The 23,527-nt window shown below is 65.2% G+C and carries 25 protein-coding genes and 4 tRNA genes; 4 read left to right on the top strand and 25 right to left on the bottom strand.

From position 1 onward, the window contains the following. Window positions 1-187: 187 nt before the first annotated feature. From ACFC0O_RS31775 to rplJ, 13 genes are all read right to left on the bottom strand, one after another. Entirely contained in the window at window positions 188-949 is a 762-nt protein-coding gene (locus ACFC0O_RS31775) for a hypothetical protein (protein WP_375964420.1), read from the bottom strand. A 12-nt stretch (window positions 950-961) separates the two neighbouring features. Further along, complete coding sequence (locus ACFC0O_RS31770) at window positions 962-1,972, bottom strand: hypothetical protein (RefSeq protein WP_375964418.1); 1,011 nt, start codon at window positions 1,970-1,972, stop codon at window positions 962-964. 138 nt (window positions 1,973-2,110) lie between these two features. Continuing rightward, a complete protein-coding gene (locus ACFC0O_RS31765; protein WP_375964415.1) occupies window positions 2,111-3,373 on the bottom strand; it encodes an MlaD family protein in 1,263 nt (420 codons plus the stop codon). Next, window positions 3,370-4,632 carry an MCE family protein gene (locus ACFC0O_RS31760; RefSeq protein WP_375964413.1) on the bottom strand — a complete coding sequence of 421 codons (1,263 nt, stop codon included), beginning with the start codon at window positions 4,630-4,632 and terminating at the stop codon, window positions 3,370-3,372. The genes ACFC0O_RS31765 and ACFC0O_RS31760 overlap by 4 nt, the downstream gene beginning before the upstream one ends. Then, the gene (locus ACFC0O_RS31755; protein ID WP_364642803.1) at window positions 4,629-5,888 is read right to left on the bottom strand and encodes an MCE family protein; all 1,260 of its coding nucleotides are present in this window, start codon (window positions 5,886-5,888) and stop codon (window positions 4,629-4,631) included. Before ACFC0O_RS31755 ends, ACFC0O_RS31760 begins: the two co-directional genes overlap by 4 nt. A 2-nt stretch (window positions 5,889-5,890) precedes the next feature. Continuing rightward, window positions 5,891-6,898: an MCE family protein gene (locus tag ACFC0O_RS31750; protein WP_375964410.1), complete on the bottom strand. Its 1,008-nt coding sequence runs from the start codon at window positions 6,896-6,898 to the stop codon at window positions 5,891-5,893. After that, entirely contained in the window at window positions 6,898-7,986 is a 1,089-nt protein-coding gene (locus ACFC0O_RS31745; RefSeq protein ID WP_375964407.1) for an MCE family protein, read from the bottom strand. The genes ACFC0O_RS31750 and ACFC0O_RS31745 overlap by 1 nt, the downstream gene beginning before the upstream one ends. After that, entirely contained in the window at window positions 7,983-9,338 is a 1,356-nt protein-coding gene (locus tag ACFC0O_RS31740; protein WP_375964405.1) for an MCE family protein, read from the bottom strand. The genes ACFC0O_RS31745 and ACFC0O_RS31740 overlap by 4 nt, the downstream gene beginning before the upstream one ends. Continuing rightward, window positions 9,335-10,201 carry an MlaE family ABC transporter permease gene (locus tag ACFC0O_RS31735; RefSeq protein ID WP_375964403.1) on the bottom strand — a complete coding sequence of 289 codons (867 nt, stop codon included), beginning with the start codon at window positions 10,199-10,201 and terminating at the stop codon, window positions 9,335-9,337. Before ACFC0O_RS31735 ends, ACFC0O_RS31740 begins: the two co-directional genes overlap by 4 nt. Window positions 10,202-10,204: 3 nt before the next feature. Further along, entirely contained in the window at window positions 10,205-10,912 is a 708-nt protein-coding gene (locus ACFC0O_RS31730; RefSeq protein WP_364642997.1) for an ABC transporter permease, read from the bottom strand. 97 nt (window positions 10,913-11,009) lie between these two features. Continuing rightward, entirely contained in the window at window positions 11,010-12,068 is a 1,059-nt protein-coding gene (locus ACFC0O_RS31725) for an ABC transporter ATP-binding protein (protein ID WP_364642811.1), read from the bottom strand. Between the two features lie 328 nt (window positions 12,069-12,396). Beyond that, window positions 12,397-12,774, bottom strand: a complete 378-nt coding sequence (gene rplL / locus ACFC0O_RS31720) for a 50S ribosomal protein L7/L12 (RefSeq protein ID WP_364642813.1) — start codon at window positions 12,772-12,774, stop codon at window positions 12,397-12,399. A 63-nt stretch (window positions 12,775-12,837) separates the two neighbouring features. Continuing rightward, the gene (rplJ, locus tag ACFC0O_RS31715) at window positions 12,838-13,404 is read right to left on the bottom strand and encodes a 50S ribosomal protein L10 (RefSeq protein ID WP_364642815.1); all 567 of its coding nucleotides are present in this window, start codon (window positions 13,402-13,404) and stop codon (window positions 12,838-12,840) included. Window positions 13,405-13,789: 385 nt separating this feature from the next. On the opposite strand from rplJ, the gene ACFC0O_RS31710 reads away from it, so the two are divergent. Beyond that, entirely contained in the window at window positions 13,790-14,041 is a 252-nt protein-coding gene (locus ACFC0O_RS31710) for a hypothetical protein (protein WP_375964399.1), read from the top strand. Window positions 14,042-14,118: 77 nt separating this feature from the next. Here ACFC0O_RS31710 and rplA read toward each other — a convergent pair whose 3' ends face one another. The 10 genes from rplA to ACFC0O_RS31660 form a co-directional block, all read right to left on the bottom strand. Beyond that, window positions 14,119-14,829, bottom strand: coding sequence for a 50S ribosomal protein L1 (gene rplA, locus ACFC0O_RS31705; protein ID WP_364642819.1), 711 nt, complete (start codon window positions 14,827-14,829; stop codon window positions 14,119-14,121). 79 nt (window positions 14,830-14,908) lie between these two features. Continuing rightward, window positions 14,909-15,343, bottom strand: coding sequence for a 50S ribosomal protein L11 (gene rplK, locus ACFC0O_RS31700; protein ID WP_364642821.1), 435 nt, complete (start codon window positions 15,341-15,343; stop codon window positions 14,909-14,911). Window positions 15,344-15,384: 41 nt separating this feature from the next. Next, window positions 15,385-16,164: a transcription termination/antitermination protein NusG gene (gene nusG / locus ACFC0O_RS31695; protein ID WP_375964396.1), complete on the bottom strand. Its 780-nt coding sequence runs from the start codon at window positions 16,162-16,164 to the stop codon at window positions 15,385-15,387. Window positions 16,165-16,277: 113 nt separating this feature from the next. Further along, window positions 16,278-16,652 carry a preprotein translocase subunit SecE gene (gene secE, locus ACFC0O_RS31690; protein ID WP_375964394.1) on the bottom strand — a complete coding sequence of 125 codons (375 nt, stop codon included), beginning with the start codon at window positions 16,650-16,652 and terminating at the stop codon, window positions 16,278-16,280. A 31-nt stretch (window positions 16,653-16,683) separates the two neighbouring features. Then, a tRNA-Trp gene (locus tag ACFC0O_RS31685) sits at window positions 16,684-16,756 on the bottom strand. 174 nt (window positions 16,757-16,930) lie between these two features. Then, window positions 16,931-17,938, bottom strand: a complete 1,008-nt coding sequence (locus ACFC0O_RS31680; RefSeq protein ID WP_375966355.1) for a fused (3R)-hydroxyacyl-ACP dehydratase subunits HadA/HadB — start codon at window positions 17,936-17,938, stop codon at window positions 16,931-16,933. Between the two features lie 257 nt (window positions 17,939-18,195). Beyond that, window positions 18,196-18,366 (bottom strand): 50S ribosomal protein L33, encoded by a 171-nt coding sequence (gene rpmG / locus ACFC0O_RS31675; RefSeq protein ID WP_029925945.1) that lies wholly within the window; start codon window positions 18,364-18,366, stop codon window positions 18,196-18,198. Between the two features lie 46 nt (window positions 18,367-18,412). Further along, window positions 18,413-18,485, bottom strand: a tRNA-Met gene (locus tag ACFC0O_RS31670). A 73-nt stretch (window positions 18,486-18,558) separates the two neighbouring features. Further along, window positions 18,559-18,631 (bottom strand) — tRNA-Thr (locus tag ACFC0O_RS31665). Window positions 18,632-18,865: 234 nt separating this feature from the next. Further along, a tRNA-Tyr gene (locus ACFC0O_RS31660) sits at window positions 18,866-18,948 on the bottom strand. Between the two features lie 139 nt (window positions 18,949-19,087). Between ACFC0O_RS31660 and ACFC0O_RS31655 the strand changes: the two genes are divergently transcribed. Beyond that, a complete protein-coding gene (locus ACFC0O_RS31655) occupies window positions 19,088-19,579 on the top strand; it encodes a YajQ family cyclic di-GMP-binding protein (RefSeq protein ID WP_364642827.1) in 492 nt (163 codons plus the stop codon). A 54-nt stretch (window positions 19,580-19,633) separates the two neighbouring features. On the opposite strand, the gene htpX is transcribed toward ACFC0O_RS31655, so the two are convergent. Together htpX and ACFC0O_RS31645 are read right to left on the bottom strand one after the other, a co-directional pair. Continuing rightward, window positions 19,634-20,536, bottom strand: coding sequence for a zinc metalloprotease HtpX (gene htpX, locus ACFC0O_RS31650; protein ID WP_375964391.1), 903 nt, complete (start codon window positions 20,534-20,536; stop codon window positions 19,634-19,636). Between the two features lie 78 nt (window positions 20,537-20,614). Next, complete coding sequence (locus ACFC0O_RS31645; RefSeq protein WP_375964389.1) at window positions 20,615-21,637, bottom strand: polyprenyl synthetase family protein; 1,023 nt, start codon at window positions 21,635-21,637, stop codon at window positions 20,615-20,617. 197 nt (window positions 21,638-21,834) lie between these two features. Here ACFC0O_RS31645 and ACFC0O_RS31640 point away from each other — a divergent pair, with 197 nt between their 5' ends. Further along, a complete protein-coding gene (locus ACFC0O_RS31640; RefSeq protein ID WP_375964386.1) occupies window positions 21,835-23,109 on the top strand; it encodes a geranylgeranyl reductase family protein in 1,275 nt (424 codons plus the stop codon). Next, window positions 23,106-23,525 carry a helix-turn-helix transcriptional regulator gene (locus tag ACFC0O_RS31635; protein WP_375964384.1) on the top strand — a complete coding sequence of 140 codons (420 nt, stop codon included), beginning with the start codon at window positions 23,106-23,108 and terminating at the stop codon, window positions 23,523-23,525. The genes ACFC0O_RS31640 and ACFC0O_RS31635 overlap by 4 nt, the downstream gene beginning before the upstream one ends. The last annotated feature ends 2 nt before the right edge of the window (window positions 23,526-23,527 follow it).

The raw sequence follows: 23,527 nt of genomic DNA, 5'->3' as shown, positions 1-23,527 counted from the left end.
CGTCAAGTGGCGCGAGAAGTTGACAAACCGCGAGATCCCCTGCCCCAGTACAAGATCACCCGGCTACGTCGCGCAATGGGCCCGGAAACGGCGCGACGGCCCCCGGAAATCGGGGGCCGTCGCCGGGTATGTCATGTCCGGTCACCGGATACCGCCGCTCACCGGCGCGTTCGCCGGAGCGGGGCGGTCAGCGGTCGGCGATCTCCGCCGCGAGCCATTTGCCGCCGACCTTCTGCATGCGCAGCACGATCGGGCCCGCGGCCAGGGGCTGCGGTTTGCCGTCCTTGATGGCGGCGATATTCAGGTTGACCAGCAGTTCCGCGTGGTCGCCGGTGAGAAGGGTCACCCCGATCGGGTCGGCGGTGGCCTTGGTGTCGGTCTGGGTCTGCTTGATTGCGTCGATACCGGTGTCCAGGAGCTTGTCCTTGTCGAACTCCTCGAGCATCTTGCCGGTCATCACCCCGCGGGCGGTATCGCGGAACTTGTCGATGTCCTTGGCGTTGTAGCCGTAGATCGTGATGAGGGCGTTGCGGGCGGCCGCCTTCACCTCATCGGTCGAGGAGTTGTCGACATAGGCCCGGTTGCCGTCGTCCACACCCGGTTTCAGGGCCCCCACGACGGCCAGGGCGGCCAGTAGGACCGCCGCGGTACCGCAGATGATCGCGAGCCGCCAGTTGCGCCAGAAATCGCCAGGACGGGCAGGGGGGCGCTGTGCGGGCGCGGACTGGTTCTTCGACAGGCCGGGGCCGCGCTGGGACGCACCGGGGCGGCCGGTGGCACGGGTGGCGCCACCCTGCGCGGAAGTGATCGCGCCGCGGCCGGAACCCGTTGCGCCGCGCGGCGATTCGGTCTTCTGGACGTCGGCTGCGGTGGTGCGGTTACCGCTGCCGCGCTGGGCGGCGGGGCGGCGCTTGGAGCTGACGCGATTGACGGGGCGTCGATTGGCCATGATCGCGGTCTCCTAGTTACCCGGTTGCGGGGCGGGCGGGGTGGTCGGGTCGGCCGGGGCCTGCTGGGCGGGGGCGCTGCCGCCGACCGAGACCGGATCGGCCACCGCCTCGACCTGATCGGCCTTCCAGACCCCGTCCTTCAGGACGACGTCCACCGACCAGGTGTAGCGCAGGCGGCCGGTGGGCTTACCGGCCCCGGATTCGGTCACCTCCAGCACGACCAGCGCACCGGCCTGATCCCGCTCCGAGTTGAGCTCGGTGATAGCCCCGCCGACCACCTTGGAGGTGGTGTTGACATTGGAATCGGCGGCGGTCTTCTTGATCTGCGCCTCGTTCTTGGTGGAGGCGTCCAGCAGATCGCCGGTCATCGAGGAGCGGGCCAGCGCCAGCGATCCGTCGATGTCGTTCAGGTTCATCGAGGTGATGTTGATCGCGGCCTGCTGTGCGGCCGCCAGCGCGGCATCGCGGGCGTCGCCGCGCGGCTTGTCCCGCAGCAGCCCGCCCACGATCCAGGTGCCGCCGAACCAGGCCGCGGCGACGGCCGCGACGGCCAGCAGCGCGATGGACGCGAGGGTGACGACGCGGCGCGGGGTACTCGCCTCGGCCGCAGCCGAATTCGCCGCCGAAGCACCGGATTCCTTTGCGGCGGAGGCGGTTTCACTCTTGGCCGAACCCTTGCCGCGGGCGGCCCCGGCACCGGCCGCATCGCCGGACTCGCCGAGCGGAACCGCGTCCGCATCGGGCGTGGCCCGGTCCGCGACGGCCGCCGAATCCGCGTCGGCATCCGCCGCATCGGCAGGGGCGTCGGCCGCCGCGGTGGAAGCGCCGGAGTCACCGTCGTCGGCGATATCGGCGGCTGCGGCCTTGCCGAGGGCGACGGTGGGATCGCCCGCCGCCGCGTCGACGGGGGCGTCCGCGGGCGCGGAGCCAGCTGGGGAGTTCGGCTCCAGGGTCGGTCCGGCCGGGGTCCCGATCGGGTCGCCGGGGTGTTCCCCCTGGTTGCTGTCCTTTTGCTGGCTCACGCCGCCACCATACTTTCCTCTCCGCGCCGAACCACGTCGGCTATGCGCATTTCCACGCCTGAGGCGTGCGCCATCGGGGTCGATGGCACACGCCGGGGTACTGACGGCGGACGCGCGGCCGGATTACGGCGCGGCGCGTCACCGCTTGGTGGTCACGCCCATGAGCGTGGCCAACTGATTGGCGACCGGGTTCAGGTTGAGCTTCTCCGGGTCGTACTTGGGCTTGTCATCCCACGGCTGCGGGACGCTGGGGTCGGCCGTCTCGGCGTGCGCGCCGCCACGAACGGCGGTCTCACTGCCTTGCGGGACAGCGCATTTCGCCTCGGTGTTGAAGGGGAAATCGTCGCGCGAATCGTCGAAGTTGGGGTTCTGCGCCTTCATCTGGTCGATGATGGCCTGGGTGCCCTCGTAGCCGACGGTGCAGGCGGGCGGGTTGTTGGTTTCCAGCACTAGGCCGAAGTGGGTGGTGCCGTCACCGGGGGCCGTGGCCGACGCGCCGATGGACAGCAGCGGCAGCATCTGCAGCACCGGGCCGAGTGCGTAGAACTTGGGCGAGATGGTGAGCAGCAGCGTGCGCAGGTTGGTCAGGTCCTGGGTCAGGGCCGGACCGGATTCCTGGATCAGCTTCTGCAATTGCGCGCCCGCGCTGGTGCTGGTGCCGATGAGCCGGCGGATATCCGGATCACTGGAGCGCAGCTGCGCGGAGAGCTTGTCCAGCCCGTCGCTGAAATTGCGGATGGCCGGGCCCTGCTCGGACTGGGTGGCGAGCACGCCGCGCGCGTCCCGGATCAGGGCCAGGGTCTGCGGCAGCGAGTCCACGCCGGTGGCGGTGAACTTGTTGAGCGATTCGACCAGCACCTTGAGGTCATTGCCCTTGCCGTCGAAGGCTTTACCCAGTTCGGTGACCGCGGTGCTGAGCGCCGCGAGGTCGGTGGTCTGGGCGAAGTGGTCGACGCTGGAGAGCAGTTCCTCGACCCGGATGGGCAGCACCGCGCCGGTGATGACCGAACCGTCCTTCAGGTACGGCGCACCGTTGTTGGTGGGCTGCAGGTCCACGTACTGCTCACCGATGGCGGAGCGGTCCGCGATGACGGCCTTCGCGCTGAGCGGGACTTTCGGCTTACCGGAGTCCATTTCGAGCGTGATGATGACGCCGTCGGGTGTGATGTCGAGATCGCCGACCCGGCCGACCGGCACACCGCGGTAGGTGACCTCCGCGCCCTTGGACAGGTTGCCCGTGCCCGCGGGTTGCTCGGGGGTGTCGTTGATCTGCAGGGTGACCTTGTAGAGGCCGAAGCCGAGCATATTGTTCAACCGCACGTACTTGGCGCCCACGAAGGTGACGCCGAGTACCGCGATGATCACGAACAGGATCAGCTGGTTGCGTACCAGACGGCTCATCGCGGACCACCCACTCCCAGCTGGTCGAGAATCGATCCCAGCGGATCGAACGGTGCGGGGGCCCCGGTCGGGCGGGCCACGGTGGGCGGCAGCGGCAGCAGTGAGACGGTGGGCCAGCCACCGCGCGGTCCGTTGCCGTTGTAGTACGGGTTGCTCGGATCGACGTTGACCTGGCGGCCGTTGGGCGGCAGGTATGTCGGATCCGGTTTGCCCACACCGAGATTCGACAGCAGGGTGCCGACCTCGAGGTCCACCGACAGCCAGGTGTTGACCTGACCGCCGAACGCGGACTTGATCGCCTCGTCTGGGAACGGATAGGTCGGGATGAGCGGGAACGCGGTCACCAGATCGCCCGCCGACTTGCCGAGCTCCTGCAGCGTGGGCCGCAGCGAGCTCAGGTCGGTGATCAGGTTCTCCTTGGAGTGATCCAGCACGTCGAACCCGGCCTGGCCCACCCGATCCAGCTGGGTGAGCAGCTGAATCAGTTGCGGCCGTTGCTCATTGAGAATCTTGATGCCCTGCGGCAGCTCGTCGAGAATCTTGCCGATCTGCTCGGTCTGCTGACCGACCCGGCTGCCGAGGGTGTTGAGCCCGTCCAGCGCGCGGGTGATGTCGTCGACCTGCTGATTCAACCCGTTGATGAGGGTGTTGGCCTGTTCCAGCAGCGAGCGCACCTTGGCGTCGCGGCCGTCCAGGGCCTTGTTCAGCTCGACCACGATGGGCTGCAGCTGGGCCACGCCGCCGCCGTTGAGCAGCAGCGAGAGCGCGCCCAGCACCTGCTCCACCTCGGTGGCGGTGCGGGTGTTCTCGACCTTGATGGTGGAACCGTCCTTCAACCGCGCCTGATCGGGATCGTTTGCGGGAGCGGACAATTCGACGAACTTCTCGCCGAGCAGATTGGACTGGCGCACCTCGGCCCGCGCATTGGCGGGCAGGTTCACCGATTTGTTCACCACGGCCTTGATGCTGGCGGTCCAGCCGTCCGGCGCGAGTTCGATCTTGTCGACCCGGCCGACGGCGACGCCGTCCACCTTCACCGTCGACTGCGGGACCAGATCCAGCACATCGGAGAAGCGGATATCCAGGTGCATGGGGTGATCGCCCACGTCCGCGCCACCGGGCAGCGGCACGCTGAACGCGCCGTTGCCGCAGCCCGCGACCGCGAACGTCGCCGCGCCGAGCGTCGCCGCGAGCGCGACGGTGCTGCGGCGCGCCAGGGCGGCGGTGCGCGCCCGCGCGGGAATGCGCTTGCGGCTCATCGCTGTCCACCTTCCTGCGTCGACGGCGGCTGCTGATCGGACGGCACACCCGGTACGGATCCGGGCACCGTATTGCGCTGCACATTGTCACCGCTGAGGATGCCGAACGGCAGCACCAGCGACGGCGTCTTCACGCCCGCGGTGAGCTGATCGGTGATGATCCCGCAGTTGTCCAGAATCGGCTTGAGCTGACGCGAGATGGCGTCGAACTTGGGATCGCCCGGTCGCAGCTTGCCCAGATCCAGCATCTTGCAGATCACCCCGAACGGGTTCTGCAGATCGGTGAAGTTGGGCCGCATGTCCAGGGTGCCGGTCTCACCGTTGTGGACGTTGATCAGGTTGCTCAGCGCCGTCGGGATGAGCGGCAGCGCCTTGGCCAGATCGTCGCGCTGATCGGCGAGGGTTTTGGTGAGCGAGGTCAGCGCATCGGCGTTGGACTGCACCAGTTCCCGGTTGTTGTCGATGAACCGGGCCACATCGCCGAGCGCGACGGACAGCAGGCTCAGCGCGTCACCGAGATCGCGGCGCTCATCGGCCAGGAATCCCGCCAGCGACGACAGCTGCGAATTGAACGTCCGCACCTGCGCGTCGTTATCGGAGAGCATCCGCACGAAGGACTGCAGATTCTTCACCGTATCGAAGATGTCGGTACGCGAATCCGACAGCGTCGCAGCGGCTTTGGACAGCTGCGTGAAGCTGTTGGCGAGCGCGTCGCCATTGCCCGCGAGGTTCTGTGCGGCGGTGCGGGCGAGGTCATTGACCGCGCCGTCCTTGTTCGCGCCATTGGGGCCGAGGGCATCGGAGAGTTCGGTGATGCTCTTGTACAGCCGGTCCACCTCGACCGGGGTCGCGGTGCGATCCTTCGGGATGGTGGCGTTGCGCCCCATCTTCGGACCGCCCTTGTAGGCGGGCGCGAGCTGGATGTACCGGTCCGAGACCACCGACGGGGTGATCTGGGCGGCCTTGGCGTCGGCGGGCACGTCGTATTTGCGATCGACGTTCAGCACCACCTTGACCTGCTCGCCCTCGGGGGTCACCGAGGCGACCTTGCCGACCGGCACACCGAGAATCCGGACATCCGAACCCTCGTAGATGCCGACCGATTTATCGAAGTACGCGGTGATGGTGGTGGTGTTGAGCTTGTCCAGCCCCCACCACGCCAGTCCGGCGGCCAGTACGGCCAGCACCGCCACACCGGCGATGAGCTTGCTCTTGGTACTGGACGCCCGCAGGGCGGTCAGCGGATTGGTCGCCATCGCTAGCCTCCCATCTTTCGGATCGGCGCACGGTCGCCCGGCACATCGGGCAGGGCGGGCGGGATCAGGTTGGTGATCACCGCGTCGAACCAGCGGCCGGTGCCAAGCACGTTCGCGTAGAGACCGTAGAACGGGGCCGCCAGGGTGAGCGTCTTGGAGATGTTCGCCTGGTTCGCGTTCAGCAGATCGATGGTCTTGCGCAGGTTGGTCAGCGCCGGGCCGATCTGCTCCTCGTTATCGTGCACCAGCGCGGTCAGTTCGGCCGCAATGGTTTTCGCACCGGTGAGCAATTGCGCGATGGACTGCTGCCGCATATTCAGCTCGGCGAGCAGCTGCCCGCCATTGCCGATGAGCCGCTCGAATTCGGCATTGCGGTCCGCGAGCACCTGGGTGGTCTTCTTGGTCGCGCCGAACAGCTTCTTGAGCTGGTCATCGCGCTTGGCGATGGTCTCCGAGAGCCGGGCGACGCCGTCGATGGAACCGCGGATATCGGCCGGGGTGCCGGAGAACGCCTCCGAGAGCACCCGGAAGCTCTGCGCCAGCTGATCGGTCTTGGTGTCCTCGATATCGGCGGCGGCATCGCTGAACGCGTCCACCACGTCATAGGGGGAAACCGTGCGGGACAACGGAATCGCCTTGGACGGATCGGCGGGATCCGCGCCCTTGGGATCCAGCGCCAGATACTTCTGCCCGAGCAGCGTCTTGATCTGGATGGACGCGGTGGTCTCATTGCCGATCCAGGCGTCCTGGGTGCGGAAGTCGACCAGCACCTTGTCACCGTCCAGGCGCACATCCTGCACCTGGCCGACCTTGACGCCCGCGATGCGGACCTCATTGCCCTTCTTCAGGCCCGCGGCCTCGGAGAATTCGGCGGTGTATTTGGTGCCGGCGCCCAGGATGGGCAGCTTGTCGAGGCTGAACGCGGACATGGTGACCAACAGCACCAGGACCAGGCCCAGTCCGCCCATGAACGCCGGACTGCGCTTACCGAGCACGACCCGGTCATCCATCAGCGGCCTCCCTTTCCATGGCAGCGGGGAGCCGGATTGGTGTACACCGGCTGATTGACAGTCGGCATATTCGCAATGGCCGGAGGCAGATTCAGCTGCGGCGCGTCGGCCGTACCCGGACCCGCGACGATATCGATACCGCACAGGTAGAACTGGAACCAGGAGCCGTAGCTCGCGGCGCGGCCCAGCTTGTCCATCTTGATCGGCAGATTCGCCAGACCCTCGTTGACCTCGTCGGACCGATCGTTCAGCGTCCCGGTCAACTGGTTCAGGCCCGCGATCGCGCCCTGCAGGTTCGGCCGCACCGGCACCAGCAGATCGGCGGTGGCCGAGGCCAGATTGCCGAGCGAGGTGACCGCGGAGCCGATGGTGCCGCGATCCGCGTTCAATCCGGTGACCAGCGCTTCGGTATTGACGATCAGCTGATCCAGCTGTCCGTCATGCTGATTCACCGCGTCCAGGATCGCGTTGAGGTTCTTGACCACCTCACCGATGACGGCGTCCTTGTCGGCGAGCTTATTGGTCAGCGCGGCGGTATTGGCGACCAGATCGGTGATGGTGCCCTTCTCGCCCTGGAACACCTGAATGATGTTGTAGGACAGCTTGTTCACATCATCCGGGGTGAGCGTCTGGAACAGCGGCCGGAAACCGTTGAACAGCTCGGTCAGATTCAGCGCGGGCTTGGTGTGCTCGAGCGAGATGGTGCCGCCCTTGTTGAGCTTGCGCCCCTGCTCCCCCGCACCCTGCTCCAGCGCGATATAGCGCTGGCCGACCAGGTTCCGGTACTTGATGGTCGCGGTGGTCGAGGCGGGCAGCCAATTGCGGTCCGTCACTTCGAATTCCACGTTCGCCAGCCGCTTGTCGACAATGGCGACCTTGGTCACCTTGCCGACGCGCACACCGGCGATGCGCACCTCGTCACCGGGATTCAGCGAGGTCACATCGGTGAAGCGGGCATTGAACTTGGTGCCGCCACCACCGTAATTGGCGATGGTCAGCGCCAGCATGCCGGTCGCGAGCACCGTCACCACGATGAAGATGACGAGTTTGGTCAGCGTGCCGCCGAGACCGCGCAGCAGGTCCCTCATCGGATGGTCACCTCGCTGCCGCGGAAGGCCGGGGCCGCGATGCGCGACATCCAGCTGGGCACCTGCTCCGGCGAAACACCGTTGGCCGCACCGTAGATCGTGTTCAGCGTCTGCTGCTCCTGCGGAGATCCGGCGGTGGTCGGCGCGTGCGGGCCGAACACCTTGTACTGCGGTGCGGGCATGAGCCCGATGGCCTGATCACCCGGGGTGCGGCTGGGCGGCTGGTAGGAACCGTCATTGGCCGAACCGTTGGTGTACTGGCCCGGGTCGACCGTCAGCGGGTACTCCGGAATGCACATGGTGCCACGGGGATCGAACCAGCGCGGCTCATCCTGATTGGGCACATAGCGGCCGCGCGGATTGACGATCTCCACCGTCACGCGCGAACCGGGCAGATCTGTGCCCTTGCCGAACAGGTCGTCGATGCGCGGCTTCATCTGCGCGAAGTTCTTCAGCGCACAGGTGTAGCCGGGCGAATACTTGGCCAGCGCTTCCAGCGCGGGCCGCGAATCCGCCGCCACATCGATGATGTTGTCGCGGTTGGCCTGCAGGAAGTCCGCCAGATCCGAGGAGCTGGGGGTCAGCGTGGCGAGCAGCTGATCGATCTGCGGCCGCTTCTGGATGATGGTCGCGTTGGTGGTGCGCAGATTGTCCAGCGCGTCCACCAATTGCGGTGCGGCATCGGAATACACCGCGGCCACATCGGCGAAGCTCTTCAAATCCTCTTGCAGCGTCGGCAGTTCGGTATTCACCTGGGTGAAGATGTCGTCCAGGCGATCGATGGTCTTGCCGAGTTCGGTGCCCTGTCCCTGCAGCGCCTGCGAGATCGCGCCGAGCGTGGAGGCCAGGTACTGCGGCGGCAGCGCCTGCAGCAGCGGCAGCAGATGATCGAGCAGCTGGCTCACCTCGATGGCGTGCCCGCTGGTGTCCTGATGCAGGGTCATGCCCTCGGTGATGAATTTGCCGTCCGGCTGCTGCGGCCACACCAATTCGACATAGCGCTCACCGAAGAGCGTCTTGGGCAGCAGGCGCGCGGTGACATTGGCCGGGATCTTGTCGGCCTTCGCCGGATCCAGCGCCAGGTCCAGCTTCACCTGATGGCCGTCATAGGAACTGGAGCGCACTTCGCCGACCGTCACACCGCGGACCTTCACATCCGCGTTGCGGGTCAAGGCGTTTCCGACGGTATCGGTCAGCAGGTTCACCCGGACCGTATCCACGAACTGCTTGTTGTAGATGGCGATGGTGCTCCACAGGAACACCGCGACCACCACGAAGAACAGCACGCCCATGGTGCGCTTGCGCAGCTTCTCGGTCCGTCGCCAGAAAAGCACGCGCTCTGGATTACTCATCCGGCCACCCGCACCGTCGTGGTCGTGCCCCAAATGGCAAGGCTGAGGAAGAAATCGAGCACATTGATCAGCACGATGGCGGCGCGCACCGCGCGACCCACCGCGACACCCACGCCCGCCGGGCCGCCACTGGCATTGAAGCCGTAGTAGCAGTGCACCAGGATGATGACGAACGCGAAGACGAGCACCTTCAGGAATGAATAGATGACATCTTCTGGTGGCAGGAACAATTGGAAGTAGTGGTCATAGGAACCACTCGACTGCCCGTTGAAGTAGATGCTGATCAACCGCGACGCCACATACGTGCCGAGCAGGCCGACGATGTAGAGCGGAATCACCGCCATGAAGCCGGCGATCACGCGCGTGGTCACCAGGAACGGCACACCGGGCACCGCCATCACCTCGAGCGCGTCGATCTCCTCGGAGATGCGCATGGCGCCCAATTGCGCGGTGAAACCACAACCGACCGTGGCCGAAAGTGCCAGCGCCGCAACGAGGGGCGCGAGTTCACGGGTATTGATGTACCCGGTCAGGAAGCCGGTGAGCACACCGGAACCCAGCGAATCCAGGGCCTTGAAACCCTGCAGGCCGACGACCACACCGACCGACGCCGACATGAAGACGATGACGCCGATGGTGCCGCCGATGACCGCCAGCGCACCCGAACCGAAGGTCACCTCGGCCAGCAGCCGCATGACCTCCTTGCGGTAGTGCACCAGCGTCTTCGGGATCGAGGTGACGGCCCGGGTGTAGAACGACATCTGATCGCCCGCGCGATCGACCAGGTTGATGGGCGCCTTGGCGACACCGGAGAACCGGCGCGCCCCCCGCTGAATCGCGTTGGTGCGCTGCGAAACAACCATGGATCACGCGCCCTTGGCCGGGACGACCTGAAGGTAAATCAGGGTCAGCACCAGGTTCAGGAAGAACAGCACCAGGAACGTGATAACCACGGACTGGTTCACGGCGTCACCTACTCCTTTCGGTCCCCCTTTTGGATGCAGACCCTTGTAGGCGGCGATGACGCCGGCCACGAGTCCGAAGATGAGGGCCTTGATCTCGCCGATCCAAAGGTCGGGCAACTGGGCGAGCGCGGAGAACGAAGCCAGGTAGGCGCCGGGCGTACCGCCCTGCAGACCCACATTGAAGAAATAGCCGCCGCAGATGCCGACGACCGCGACCAAGCCGTTCATGAGCAGCGCGACCAGCATCATGCCGAGCACGCGCGGAACCACCAGGCGCTGAATGGGATCGATGCCCAGCACCTCCATGGCGTCGATCTCCTCGCGAATGGTGCGCGAGCCGAGATCGGCGGCCACGGCGGAGCCGGCGGCACCGGCGATGATCAGGGCGGTGACCACCGGAGCGGCTTGCTGCACGGTTGCGAGCACGCTGGTGGCACCGGTGAATGCTTCTGCGCCGAGCTGCTTGATGAGCGAGCCGGTCTGCAGGGCTACCACTGCGCCGAACGGGATTGCCACCAGGGCGGCGGGAAGAATCGAGACACTCGCGATGAACCACGACTGTTCGATGAATTCCCGCCACTGGAAGGGCCGGCGGAAAGTCTTCCGCATAACATCCAATAGGAGCGCGAAGATGTTGCCGGCCTGGGCAAGACCCGACTCGACCGGGGTGCGCAGCCGCGTCAGGGTTTGATTCACGGGCGGTATGTTACCCGTTAGTCAGGTTGTGGCGAACGGTGGCGTCATACCCGCCCGTGTAGGCGGGCATCACCTGTGTGTCGGCGTCCCCGTTCTCCTCCATGGAGTGCCGGATCGCCTCCTGCGCGGCGGGCGGCAGGGTGTGCAGGATCTGACGCACGCGCTCACGGCGACGGCCCACGGCGGCACGCACGGGCATACCCGGCTGCGCCTTCATCTGCGGGATGATGCCCTCGACCTCTTCCGCGCCACCGGCGTGGTGACCGGCGTCGAACATGGCCTGCTCGCGGGCCATCTGCGATTCGTCCTTCTCCTCGGACATACCGATCGGGCCCTGCATGCGGCCGTTCAGGAACTGCTTCACCACCGGCTCGTCCGAGGTCAGCAGCACCTCGCGGGGGCCGAACATGACCAGGTTGCGGCGGAACAGCATGCCGATGTTGTCCGGCACCGAACGCGCCAGGTTGATGTTGTGCGTGACGATCAGGATCGTCGCGTCGATCTGCGCGTTGATATCGATCAACAGCTGCGAAAGATAGGTGGTACGAACGGGATCCAGACCGGAGTCCGGCTCGTCGACCAGGATGATCTGCGGGTCCAGCACCAGGGCGCGGGCCAGGCCGGCGCGCTTGCGCATACCGCCGGAGATCTCGCCCGGGAGCTTGCCTTCGGCGCCGAGCAGACCGGTCAGCTCGAGCTTCTCCATGACGATCTTCTTGATATCGGATTCACTCTTCTTCGTGTGCTCACGAAGCGGGAACGCGACATTGTCGAACAGGTTCATCGAGCCGAAGAGCGCGCCGTCCTGGAACAGAACGCCGAACAACTTACGAATCTCGTAGAGCTCCTTGTTGGAGCAGGTGGTGATATCGGTGCCGTCGATGTAGATGGAACCGCGCTCCGGCCGCAACAGGCCGATCAGCGACTTCAGGAACACCGACTTACCGGTACCGGAGGGGCCGAGCAACGCGCTGACTTCCCCCGACGGCAGCGTCAGTGAGACGTCCTGCCAAATCCGTTGCGAACCGAACGACTTGGTGATGCCTTCGGTCCTGACCTCGACGCCCACGCCAACCTCCACAATTTCTCCGACGAGCGCCCCACTGCGGCGACCCTCACTTGCACTAATTGCACTGATGCATTGCGCGGTGTGGCGCATCACAGTAGGTCCGGTCACTGTATCGCATAAGCCCCGTCTCGGACACCGAGACCTGACCGGTCAGTAACGAAACATTCCGGAGCGGGCAATAACGACGTTATTACGAGGACTGGAATACGCGAAAAGAGCGGCCCCCCAAGGGGAACCGCTCTTTTCAAGTATTGCGTCCTTAGGTTCTCGGGGGTGTGGGGGAAGCCCCCACATCAACTCCGTAGTCCCTAGGGGATACCGGCAAGAATTACTTGACGGTGATCTTGGCGCCGGCCTCTTCGAGCTTGGCCTTGGCGGCGTCGGCGGCCTCCTTGTTGACCTTCTCCAGGATGGCCTTCGGGGCGCTCTCGACGAGGTCCTTGGCTTCCTTCAGGCCCAGGCCGGAGACGATCTCGCGAACGACCTTGATGACCTGGATCTTCTTGTCGCCGGCCGACTCGATGACAACATCGAACTCGTCCTGCTCTTCGGCGGCCTCGACCGGGGCAGCGCCACCGGCGGCGGCGACGGCCACGGGGGCAGCCGCGGTGACCTCGAACTTGTCCTCGAACGCCTTCACGAACTCGGAGAGCTCGAGCAGGGTCATGCCGGAGAAGGTTTCGAGCAGCTCGTCAACGTTAGCCATTGATGTTTCCTTTCGGTGGTTCATCCCCGCGCGAGCGGTGACGAATAGGTTTGGGGTGGTGACTTATTCGGCGTCGGCCGCAGGAGCCTCGGCGGCGGGAGCGGCAGCGCCACCCTCGTTCGCCTTCTTCTCCTCGAGCGCCGCGAACAGGCGGGCGAGCTGGTTGCCGGGGGCTGCGAACAGCGCCGCGGCCTTCGACAGGTTGCCCTTCATGGCGCCGGCCAGCTTGGCCAGCAGGACCTCGCGGGACTCCAGGTCGGCGATCCGCTCAACTTCGGCAACGGACAGCGCGACGCCGTCCATGTAGCCGCCCTTGATGATCAGCGCCTTGTTGTCCTTGGCGAAGGCCTTGAGCGCCTTCGCGGCGTCGACCGGCTCACCCTTGATGAAGGTGATGGCGGTCGGACCGACGAACAAGTCATCCAGGCCTTCGACGCCCGCCTCGGCGGCGGCACGCTTGACCAGGGTGTTCTTGGCGACGGAGTAGCTGACATTGCTGCCGAGCGCACGACGCAGCTCGGTGATCTTGCTGACCGACAGGCCACGGTATTCCGTGACGACAGTCGCCGTCGAGCTCTTGAACTGCTCCGTGATCTCCGCTACCGCGGTGACCTTCTCTGCGTTTGCCATACTTCGCCTCCTCTCTGGATGGTCGGTTCGTGATGAACTACCGACTTCCGCCAGGGGCCAGCGATAAAGCAAACGCCCCGCGGACGCAGAGTCCCGGGGCGCATAAGAAACACAAGGCGATTACTCGCAGTGGTTTCCCAACCTCGGCTCTCCCTGCGTGGGCCGCCAGCAGTAACGCTGGACCTTCGACTGCCTCGCGGCAGCAACCAACGGTCTTCGGTAGAACGATTGGGTGGTCATCGAACGGGTCGGTGACCGTGGACCAGCATAGCGGACGTGCATCTATCCGCCAAAACGGGCCCCCTCACAAGCCAGTGAAACTGAGGTATTTCAATTTTCCGGAGCGCGGCTAGGGTTCGACCAACCCAGCATGGAGGTCAACACCATGAGCCAGAAGCTCACCAAAACCCTTGCCGCAGCGGCACTTTGCGTCGGCATCGCGGGAATGGCGGCCGCCCCGGCGAACGCCGACGTCGTCCTGCCGCCGAAGGGCACCGGCTCGGCCGGAGTCGACGCCGGTTCCAGTCTGCTCCAAGCCGGATCCACCGCGTTCGTCAATCCGCTGCCCGCGCTGATCGCCAAACTGCTGTGCGGGGTGAATCCCGGCAGCGCACTCTGCAATCTGCACGATCTCTGAAAAGCGAAGGGCCGGTACAGGTTTCCCTGTACCGGCCCTTCAGGCTTGTGCGTTGCTACGCTCGCCCGTCGAAGAAATCAGTCTTCTTCGGCGAAGTTGCGGGTGCGGTTCGGATCCACCGGGATGCCCGGTCCGGTGTTCGTCGAGAACGTCACCTTCTTGAGGTAGCGGCCCTTCGCGGTGGAGGGCTTGACGCGCAGGATCTCGTCGAGGGCGGCGCCGTAGTTCTCCGCCAGCTTCTTGTCGTCGAAGGACGCCTTGCCGATGACGAAGTGCAGGTTGGCCTGCTTGTCGACGCGGAAGTTGATCTTGCCGCCCTTGATGTCGTTGACGGCCTTGGTCACATCGGGGGTGACGGTGCCGGTCTTCGGGTTCGGCATCAGGCCACGCGGGCCCAGCACGCGAGCGATACGACCGACCTTGGCCATCTGATCCGGGGTGGCGATCGCGGCGTCGAAGTCCAGCCAACCGCCCTGGATGCGCTCGATCAGGTCCTCGGCGCCAACGGCGTCCGCACCGGCGGCCTCGGCCTCGGCGGCCTTGTCACCGACGGCGAACACGATGACGCGGGCGGTCTTACCGGTGCCGTGCGGCAGGTTGACGGTGCCGCGGACCATCTGGTCGGCCTTGCGGGGATCGACACCGAGACGGACGGCGACCTCGACGGTCGCGTCGGTCTTCGTGGTGGCGGTCTCCTTCGCGAGCCGCGCGGCGGCCAGCGGTGCGTACAGCGAGTCGCGGTCGACCTTGGCGGCCGCCTCGAGATAAGCCTTGCTTCGTTTTGCCATGTTGTTCTGTCCTGTTCGTAAGTTCAGACGTGGTTTTCGGGCCAGGCGGGCCCTCCCACGGGAGTTGCAGCCGAAAGGGCTACTCCGCGACGGTGATACCCATCGAGCGAGCGGTACCGGCGATGATCTTGGCGGCCTGATCGATATCGTTGGCGTTCAGATCTTCGGCCTTGGTCTTGGCGATCTCACGGATCTGATCCATGGTGACCTGCGCGACCTTGTTGCGGTGCGGCTCGGCGGAGCCCTTCTGCACACCGGCGGCCTTGAGCAGCAGCTGCGAGGCAGGCGGGGTCTTCAGCTTGAAATCGAAAGAACGATCTTCGTAGACCGTGATCTCGACCGGGATGATGTTCCCGCGCTGCGACTCGGTCGCGGCGTTGTAAGCCTTGCAGAACTCCATGATGTTGACGCCGTGCTGACCCAGCGCGGGACCAACGGGCGGAGCCGGATTGGCCGCACCGGCCTTGATCTGGAGCTTGATAAGCCCAGAAACCTTCTTCTTCTTCGGGGGCATCTTTCGTCCTTGGTTAGGTTCTTGCGGTTTGCAAGTGTGTGTCAGATCTTGGCGACCTGAGTGAACGCCAGCTCGACCGGGGTTTCACGGCCGAAGATCGAGACGAGCACCTTGAGCTTCTGCTGCTCGGCATTGATCTCGGAAATGCTGGCCGGAAGGGTGGCGAACGGACCGTCCATGACCGTGACGGACTCGCCGACCTCGAAGTCCACATCGATGGTGGGCTTGATGATCGGGGTCTCGCCCGAGGTCTCGCCGGAGCCGGAAGCGGCTGCCGCGGTGGGCTTCTGCTGCTTGGCGGCCGGGACCAGGAACTTCACCACATCGTCGATGGACAGCGGCGACGGGCGCGAGGTGGCGCCGACGAAACCGGTCACACCGGGGGTATTGCGGACCGCGCCCCAGGACTCGTCGTTCAGCTCCATGCGGACCAGGATGTAACCCGGCAGCACCTTGCGATTGACGTTCTTGCGCTGGCCGTTCTTGATCTCGGTGACCTCTTCGGTCGGAACCTCGACCTGGAAGATGTAGTCCTCGAGACCGAGGTTCTGCACGCGGGTCTCGAGATTGGTCTTCACCTTGTTCTCGTAACCGGCGTAGGAGTGGATCACGTACCAGTCACCGGGGGCGCGGCGCAGCGCGGCCTTCATTTCGGCGACGGGATCGGCGGGTTCGGCATCGACGGGTGCGGCCAGCTCTTCGGCGGTCGGCTCAGCGTCCTCCGTGTCGGCGGGGTCCACGAATTCATCGACGTCGGTGGTCTCCTCCACCAGCTCGTCGACCTGGAATTCGTCGGTTGTGCCGTTCTCCGGGGTGCTCACTGGGGCACTCGCTTCCTTGTCGTCACGTAATCCTGTGCGCGCCGGGGGGTACCCGGCGGATGGCCCCGCGCCCCGCCTCTGCTCGGGGAACGGTTACCGGCGCCGACGGTCAGCTAGCCGAACAGCCAGTTGACACCCTTGATGAACGCCAGATCCAACCCGCTGATGTACGCGATCATGAAGATCACGAACACCAGAACAACGCTCGTATAGGTGACCATCTGCTTGCGGTTCGGCCAGATCACCTTGCGCAGTTCCGCGATTACTTCTTTGAGGAACTTCACCAGGCGCTTGAACGGATTGCCCGTACCGCCACGACCGGCCTTGCCGGACTTCTTGCTTGCCTTCGCCGATGACGTGGGTCGATCGATCGTCGCCACGGTCGTGGCCGACGTATTTCGACGCCGGGCGGACCGCTTGCCGCTCGGACGAGCCACTGCGGCGGTGTCATCGCCATCTTCGTGGCGAGTATCCCGCTCGTCGCTCACGTCGATCCTTCCTCGTCGCTGGCATTAAGGGCAGGGGCGACAGGACTTGAACCTGCAACCTGCGGTTTTGGAGACCGCTGCTCTGCCAATTGAGCTACGCCCCTTCGGTTGGACGCCGATTGCTCAATGTCCGACCACAGTATCTCTTCAGTTGTACAGCAGGGCCCTCACATACATACGCGCCGCTCCTCGGAGCAGCGCGCAGCGGCTGGTGACCCCAGATTGCCGAGTCTACGTTACCTCGCGCGGCAATCGCCAATCGGGGGTCACCGGTCGAATCAGGCCAATTGGACGGTCGCGGTGGCGCGGCCGAAGATCTTGCGACCCTGTGATTTGGCGACGATGGCGATCACGGCGGTGCGGGTTTCCGGATCGACCGACTTCACCTTGCCGGTGTACTCGATCTCGGCGGCCTGGTCGATGGGCACGTACACCGGACTGGTGAAACGGACGTTGTACTCCTTCACCGCGCCCGGATCGCCGAGCCAGGAGGTGACGAAGCCGCCACCCAGGCCCATGGTCAACATGCCATGCGCCACAACGTTTTCCAGGCCGACGAGCTTGACGACCTCATCGCTCCAGTGGATCGGGTTGGCATCGCCGGAGACGCCGGCGTAGTTCACCAGATCGCCGCGGGTGAGGCGCACCACGCGGGTGGGCAGCGGATCGCCGACGGTCACGTCCTCGAAGCGCAGCGCGTGCTTGCTCGGCACGATCTTGCCCGGCAGCGTGACCGGCACGGGCTGGGGCTGCAGATCCGCGACCGCGAGCGTGCGCGGCTTGTGATCCGGGGTCTCCTCCGGCCCGACGCCGTGCATGAGCACATTGCGCACCGCGTCACCGACATTGGGATCGATATCACCGCCGCTGCGGCCGATCAGGGTGGTGTAGGTGGTGAGCACCAGTTCGTCGTGCTGGTCGACGACGTCGTTCTTGGTGACGATGATGTCGCCGCCGAACGCCTGGCGGAACGAGTGCAGGTAGACGATGCAGGTCAACTGGTCGCCGGCCTTGATCGGGCGGTGGAATTCCAGGATCTGATCGGTCTGCATGATCTGGCTCAGGTCGTAGCCGGTGACGATCTGCTCGAAGAGCTTGCGCTGGGCCAGGATTCCGACCAGGGAGATGAAACTGAGCGGGGCGACCAGGCTGTCGTAGCCGTATTCCTGGGCGATGTCCTCGTCCCAGTGCACGGGGTGGTAGTCCTGCACGGCGCGGGCGTATTCACGCACCTTCTCGCGGCCGACCTCGTAGTAGTCCTCCACCCGGTAGTGGTGGCCGACCATGGCGGCGGCGTGCGCGGCGGGATCGAAAACCTCGCTCGGGTCGAGCGCCTCGGAGTTGCCCAATTCGATCTCGATTTCGGTGTTGATTGTCACGGCAGGAAGTCACCTATCTGATCCCGTCACCGGAATCGGCAGAGCGCTGAACCACCGCTATATACACCAAGTGCCGGACCGAGTGCCACTGTCCCCTGGTAGGGAGGACGTAGTGACGAGACGATCCGGCACTTCTTCCACGCGGTAGAACGCGCGGGGTTAAGTTAGCGAGACTCGCGGTGGGCCCGGTGGGTACCGCAGTTCGGGCAGAACTTCTTGAGCTCGAGACGATCCGGGTCGTTACGCCGGTTCTTCTTGGTGATGTAATTACGGTGCTTGCACTGCTCGCAGGCCAAGGTGATCTTTGGCCGGATATCAGTGGACTTCGCGGCCACGATGCGCCCTCTTTCCGGTAAGCCTGATGTGGTTAATCAGTATGGGTAGCGATGGCCGGACTTGAACCGGCGACACAACGATTATGAGTCGTTTGCTCTACCAACTGAGCTACACCGCCATGCGAGGATTCGCGGCGGCGCGAGCCCGGTCCATCGATCTGGATGCCGAGTGACACCACCGGCAATCCGGCGAGCCCCCTAACGGAATCGAACCGTTGACCTTTTCCTTACCATGGAAACGCTCTGCCGACTGAGCTAAGGGGGCATGTCTGCGTTGCTCCGGTCTTTCGAACCGGGCGCTGAAGACTTGAACGAGGTTACACAACATCTCGCCCACTCTCCAAACCGGCTGGTCATCGGAGGTTTTTACCGCGTTTGGAGTGGGTACTCCTTGGTCAAGGCCGCATGCTGGTCGACAACGGCGTCGACCACACCCGCGACCTAGGGTGAAAAACACGAAACCCCCCGAGACCGGATCCGGTCTCGGGGGGTTTCGCGGTGGCAGATGTAGGATTCGAACCTACGTAGGCTTTCGCCGACGGATTTACAGTCCGCTCCCATTGGCCGCTCGGGCAATCTGCCTGGGTACGCCTTGCAGCGCGGTGACGAGAATACATCGAACACCCGCCCGGAATGCAAACCGGCTGGAAAACGCGGTGCCGGACGGACTACCTTCGGCGGGGCAACCCCCAACTTTCCGATCTCGGACAGGAGCACACGCGTGGCCGATTCGTCGTTCGATGTCGTCAGCAAGGTCGACCGTCAGGAGGTGGACAACGCGCTGAACATCGCGGCCAAAGAGCTGGCCACCCGCTACGACTTCCGCGGCACCGGCGCGAGCATCGAATGGTCGGGCGAGGAGAAGATCATCCTCACCGCCGATTCCGAAGACCGCGTCAAGGCGGCTCTGGATGTGTTCAAGGAGAAGCTGATTCGCCGGGATATCTCCATGAAGGCGTTCGACGCGGGCGATCCGCAGGCGTCGGGCAAGGTGTACAAAATCACAGGCGAGCTCGTGCAGGGCATCACCACCGAGCAGGCCAAGAAGATCACCAAGAAGATCCGCGACGAGGGGCCCAAGGGCGTCAAGGCGCAGATTCAGGGTGAGGAGCTGCGGGTCAGCTCCAAGAGCCGCGATGATCTGCAGGCGGTCCAATCACTGCTGCGCAACGGCGATTTCGAGGTCGCGCTGCAGTTCGTGAATTACCGCTAGGAACAGCGAAAGAGGGTTCGGGACAGGATGTCCCGAACCCTCTTTTTTCATGTCTCAGTACTCGCGGGGGCCCGCCGCCGGGCCGCTGGTGCCGCCCGCCATGGCTTCCAGGCGGGCGATGCGGTCGGCCATCGGCGGGTGGGTGGAGAACCAGCGTGCCATCTTGTCGCCCGCGCGGAAGGGGTTGGCGATCATCAGGTGCGACTGTGCGGTCAGCTGAGGCTCCGGCGGGAGCGGGGCGGCCTGCACCCCGCGTTCGAGCTTGCGGAGGGCTGAGGCGAGCGCCAGGGGGTCACCGGTGAGGGCCGCGCCGTCCTCGTCGGCCTGATATTCGCGGGATCGCGAGACGGCCAGCTTGATGAGCGAGGCCGCGATCGGGCCGAGCAGCGAAACCAGAAGAATGCCAATGACATTCGGGCCCTCGCCATCGCGATTGCCACCGAAGGCGCTGGCGAAGAAAGCCAGGTTCGCGAGGCCGGAGATGACCGAGGCCAATGCGCCCGCGACCGACGAGATCAGAATGTCGCGGTTGTAGACGTGCGAGAGTTCATGACCCAGCACCGCGCGTAATTCGCGCTCGTCCAGGATTTGCAGAATGCCCGTGGTGCAGCAGACCGCGGCATTGCGCGGATTGCGCCCGGTGGCGAAGGCATTGGGCGCGTTGGTGGGACTGATGTACAGCCGCGGCATGGGTTGCCTTGCGGCGGTGGCCAATTCGCGCACAATGCGATACATGACCGGCGCCTCGAGTTCGGTCACCGGTTGTGCGTGCATGGCTTTCAACGCGAGTTTGTCGCTGTTGAAATACGCGTAGGCGTTCATGCCCACGGCGATCAGAATCGACAGGATCAGAATCGTCGGACTGCGAAACAGGGCCCCGGCGAACACGATCAGCGCCGACATGCCCACCAGCAGCCCGAAGGTCTTCAAGCCGTTGGCATACCCGTGCGAGTGCATCCGATCTCCTTTGCCGCGCCCCCTCCATCGTTGCGTTACTCCTGCTCAACGATGGAAGGCGGCTCCGAAGTTCCCCTGTCAGCCGACTCGTTCGATCGTGTAACGGACCAGCCGCTCGAGGGCCTCGTTGGCCGGGCCGCCGGGCAGCGCGGACAGTTCGGCGTGCGCGATATCGGCGTAGCCGTGCAGCTTCTCCTTGGCCAGCACCATGCCGCGGGAGCGGGAGAGCAGATCCAGGGCCTCTTCGACCTCGGCGTCGGTCTCCAGCGGGCGGGCCAGCAGTTTGCGCAGGCGATCGCCCTCGGAACCCTCATCGCGCAGCGCGTAGAGCACGGGCAGGGTGTGCACGCCCTCGCGCAGATCGGTGCCGGGGGTTTTGCCGGACTGTTCGGACACCGAGGAGATGTCGATGATGTCGTCGGAGATCTGGAAGGCGGTGCCGACCGCGTCGCCGAGCCGGGCCAGGCGCTCCACATGGTCCAGGTCCGCGCCGGAGAAGGTGCCGCCGAAGCGACCCGAGGCCGCGATGAGCGAACCGGTCTTCTCCCACACCACGCGCAGGTAGTGCTCGACCGGATCCTGGGATTGCCGGGCGCCGATGGTTTCCCGCATCTGGCCGGTGACCAGTTCGGCGAAGGTTTCGGCGATGATGCGCACCGCGTCCGGGCCGAGGGTGGAGACCAGGCGCGAGGCGTGCGCGAACAGGTAGTCGCCGGCCAGGATGGCGACGCTGTTGCCCCAGCGGGAGTTCACGCTGGGTGCGCCGCGCCGGATCGGGGCCTCGTCCATGACGTCGTCGTGGTAGAGGGTCGCCAGGTGCACGAGTTCGACCACCGTCCCCGCGGTGATCAGGTCCGGGCTGTCCGGATTCGGGCCGAGCTGTCCGGTGAGAATGGTGAACAGCGGCCGGAAGCGCTTCCCTCCGGCCTTGGCCAGATGCAGCGCCGCCTCCTGCAGGAAATCCTCGCCGTCGGACAGTTCGGTGATCAGCAGATCCTCTACCTGGACCAGGCCCTTACGCACTGTTACCGCGAGCTCGGGATCGCCGAGATCCACCCCCGCCACCACCGTGCTCTCATCGCTCACAGCCGATGCGCTCATTTCATCTCCCAGTGCCGCGTCCGACCCCACGCCAAAGAACCTAGCGTGTATGCACCCAGCCCCCTATGCACACCACCGTAGTGCGAGCAACAGAACACTGCAGTATGGCGTCGGTCGCCGTCGCGGGTGTCGATATGCACGTGCACAAGGCGCAGCCGCATCGACACCGATCACGATGGGCTGCAAGTATTGACGCCATGGGTTCAGCGGAAATCGCGCCGGAGCAGGGGCACACCTCGGATGTTCTGCCCGCGCATGCCGATGTGCTGGTGGTTGGGGCGGGTCCGGCGGGGTCGGCGGCGGCGGCGTGGGCGGCGCAGGCGGGGCGTGATGTGCTGCTGCTGGATTCGGCGGTGTTCCCGCGGGACAAGACGTGCGGGGATGGGTTGACGCCGCGTGCGACGGCCGAGTTGGAGCATCTCGGGCTCGGGGAGTGGGTGCGCGGGCATACGGTCAATCACGGGCTGCGGATGGCCGGGTTCGGGCGTGAGGCGTTGCTGCCGTGGCCCGCCGGATCGTTCCCGGTGTACGGAAGCGCCGTTCCGCGAACCGAACTCGATGACAAATTGCGCGATACCGCGGTGAAGTTCGGCGCGCGCATGGTCGAGGGCGCGAAGGTCGTGGAGGTGGCGCGGGACGGGGATCGGGTCACCGGGGTCACCGTGAAGACCGAGGGCGGGCTGCGGGCGGTGTCCTGCAAGGTGCTCATCGTGGCGGACGGGGTGCGGTCGCCGGTCGGAAAACTGCTGGGGCGCACCTGGCATCGCGAATACGCGTACGGGACGGCGGCGCGGGCGTATATCAAGTCCGAGCGGCACGATGATCCGTGGATTTCCTCGCATCTCGAATTGCGGGACGCGAACAATGAATTGGTGCCGGGCTACGGGTGGGTGTTCCCACTCGGCAACGGCGAGGTCAATATCGGCGTCGGTTCGCTGGCGACGGAAAAGCGACCCTCGCATATCGCGCTGAAACCGCTTTTGCAGCACTACGTCTCGCTGCGCCGCGAGGAGTGGGGCTTCGAAGGTGAAGCGCGCGCGGTCGCTTCGGCGCTGCTGCCCATGGGCGGTGCGGTATCCAATGTGGCGGGCCGCAATTGGGTGCTGGTCGGCGATGCCGCGGGCTGTGTGAATCCGCTCAACGGCGAGGGCATCGATTACGGACTCGAAGGCGGCCATATGCTTTCGGGCCTGCTGGACGAGCCGGATCTGACCCGGATCTGGCCGGATATGCTGCGCGAGCGCTACGGCCGCACCTATTCGGTGGCGCGGCGGCTGGCGGCGCTGGCCACGCATCCGCGCGCGGTGCCGTTCGGCGGTCCGCCGGTGATGCGCTCACAGCTGTTGCAGCGCACCGCGGTCCGGGTGATGGGCAATCTGGTCACCGATGAGGATCTGGATCTGACCGCGCGATTGTGGCGCGGTGCGGGCCGGGCCTCGATGCGATTCGACAAGCTCCAGCCCTTCGCATGACTCCCCGGCCGGTTCCCGAGGATCTGCTCCCGCATCTGCGGCGGGCACGGGATCTGGCCGACCGGAATTACGCGGAGCCTTTGGATCTGGCAAGTCTGGCGGCGGCGGCCGGGGTGTCGAAGTATCACTTCCTGCGCTGTTTCGCCGCCACCTACGGGAAGACGCCCGCCCTGTATCTGGCCGAGCGCCGGATCGAGCGGGCGCAGGATCTGTTGCGCGCCACCAATATCACGGTGACCGAGGCGTGCATGATGGTCGGCTACAGCAGTCTGGGTTCGTTCAGCAGCAAGTTCACCGAACTGGTGGGGATGTCGCCCTCGGAGTATCAGGCCAAGTTCGCCGCCGAGGGCGCTCCCCATATTCCCGGCTGTTACGTCTTCATGCACGGGCTCTCGGATCGCAAACCGCTGCTGTAGCA

Origin of the sequence: Nocardia sp. NPDC056100 (assembly GCF_042266325.1) — a bacterium.
In the GTDB taxonomy this organism is placed as follows: Bacteria; Actinomycetota; Actinomycetes; order Mycobacteriales; family Mycobacteriaceae; genus Nocardia.
The sequence above is the reverse complement of the archived record's forward strand: the minus strand, read 5'-3'. Positions and strand labels throughout refer to the sequence as shown.

Excerpts from the sequence above, each read along its gene's own strand:
- ACFC0O_RS31775 (WP_375964420.1), bottom strand. The coding sequence starts at position 949 with ATGGCCAATCGACGCCCCGTCAATCGCGTCAGCTCCAAGCGCCGCCCC.
- ACFC0O_RS31765 (WP_375964415.1), bottom strand. The coding sequence starts at position 3,373 with ATGAGCCGTCTGGTACGCAACCAGCTGATCCTGTTCGTGATCATCGCG.
- ACFC0O_RS31760 (WP_375964413.1), bottom strand. The coding sequence starts at position 4,632 with ATGAGCCGCAAGCGCATTCCCGCGCGGGCGCGCACCGCCGCCCTGGCG.
- ACFC0O_RS31755 (WP_364642803.1), bottom strand. The coding sequence starts at position 5,888 with ATGGCGACCAATCCGCTGACCGCCCTGCGGGCGTCCAGTACCAAGAGC.
- ACFC0O_RS31750 (WP_375964410.1), bottom strand. The coding sequence starts at position 6,898 with ATGGATGACCGGGTCGTGCTCGGTAAGCGCAGTCCGGCGTTCATGGGC.
- ACFC0O_RS31745 (WP_375964407.1), bottom strand. The coding sequence starts at position 7,986 with ATGAGGGACCTGCTGCGCGGTCTCGGCGGCACGCTGACCAAACTCGTC.
- ACFC0O_RS31740 (WP_375964405.1), bottom strand. The coding sequence starts at position 9,338 with ATGAGTAATCCAGAGCGCGTGCTTTTCTGGCGACGGACCGAGAAGCTG.
- ACFC0O_RS31735 (WP_375964403.1), bottom strand. The coding sequence starts at position 10,201 with ATGGTTGTTTCGCAGCGCACCAACGCGATTCAGCGGGGGGCGCGCCGG.
- ACFC0O_RS31730 (WP_364642997.1), bottom strand. The coding sequence starts at position 10,912 with ATGCGGAAGACTTTCCGCCGGCCCTTCCAGTGGCGGGAATTCATCGAA.
- rplL (WP_364642813.1), bottom strand. The coding sequence starts at position 12,774 with ATGGCTAACGTTGACGAGCTGCTCGAAACCTTCTCCGGCATGACCCTG.
- rplJ (WP_364642815.1), bottom strand. The coding sequence starts at position 13,404 with ATGGCAAACGCAGAGAAGGTCACCGCGGTAGCGGAGATCACGGAGCAG.
- ACFC0O_RS31710 (WP_375964399.1), top strand. The coding sequence starts at position 13,790 with ATGAGCCAGAAGCTCACCAAAACCCTTGCCGCAGCGGCACTTTGCGTC.
- rplA (WP_364642819.1), bottom strand. The coding sequence starts at position 14,829 with ATGGCAAAACGAAGCAAGGCTTATCTCGAGGCGGCCGCCAAGGTCGAC.
- rplK (WP_364642821.1), bottom strand. The coding sequence starts at position 15,343 with ATGCCCCCGAAGAAGAAGAAGGTTTCTGGGCTTATCAAGCTCCAGATC.
- ACFC0O_RS31680 (WP_375966355.1), bottom strand. The coding sequence starts at position 17,938 with ATGGTCGGCCACCACTACCGGGTGGAGGACTACTACGAGGTCGGCCGC.
- htpX (WP_375964391.1), bottom strand. The coding sequence starts at position 20,536 with ATGCACTCGCACGGGTATGCCAACGGCTTGAAGACCTTCGGGCTGCTG.
- ACFC0O_RS31645 (WP_375964389.1), bottom strand. The coding sequence starts at position 21,637 with ATGAGCGCATCGGCTGTGAGCGATGAGAGCACGGTGGTGGCGGGGGTG.
- ACFC0O_RS31640 (WP_375964386.1), top strand. The coding sequence starts at position 21,835 with ATGGGTTCAGCGGAAATCGCGCCGGAGCAGGGGCACACCTCGGATGTT.
- ACFC0O_RS31635 (WP_375964384.1), top strand. The coding sequence starts at position 23,106 with ATGACTCCCCGGCCGGTTCCCGAGGATCTGCTCCCGCATCTGCGGCGG.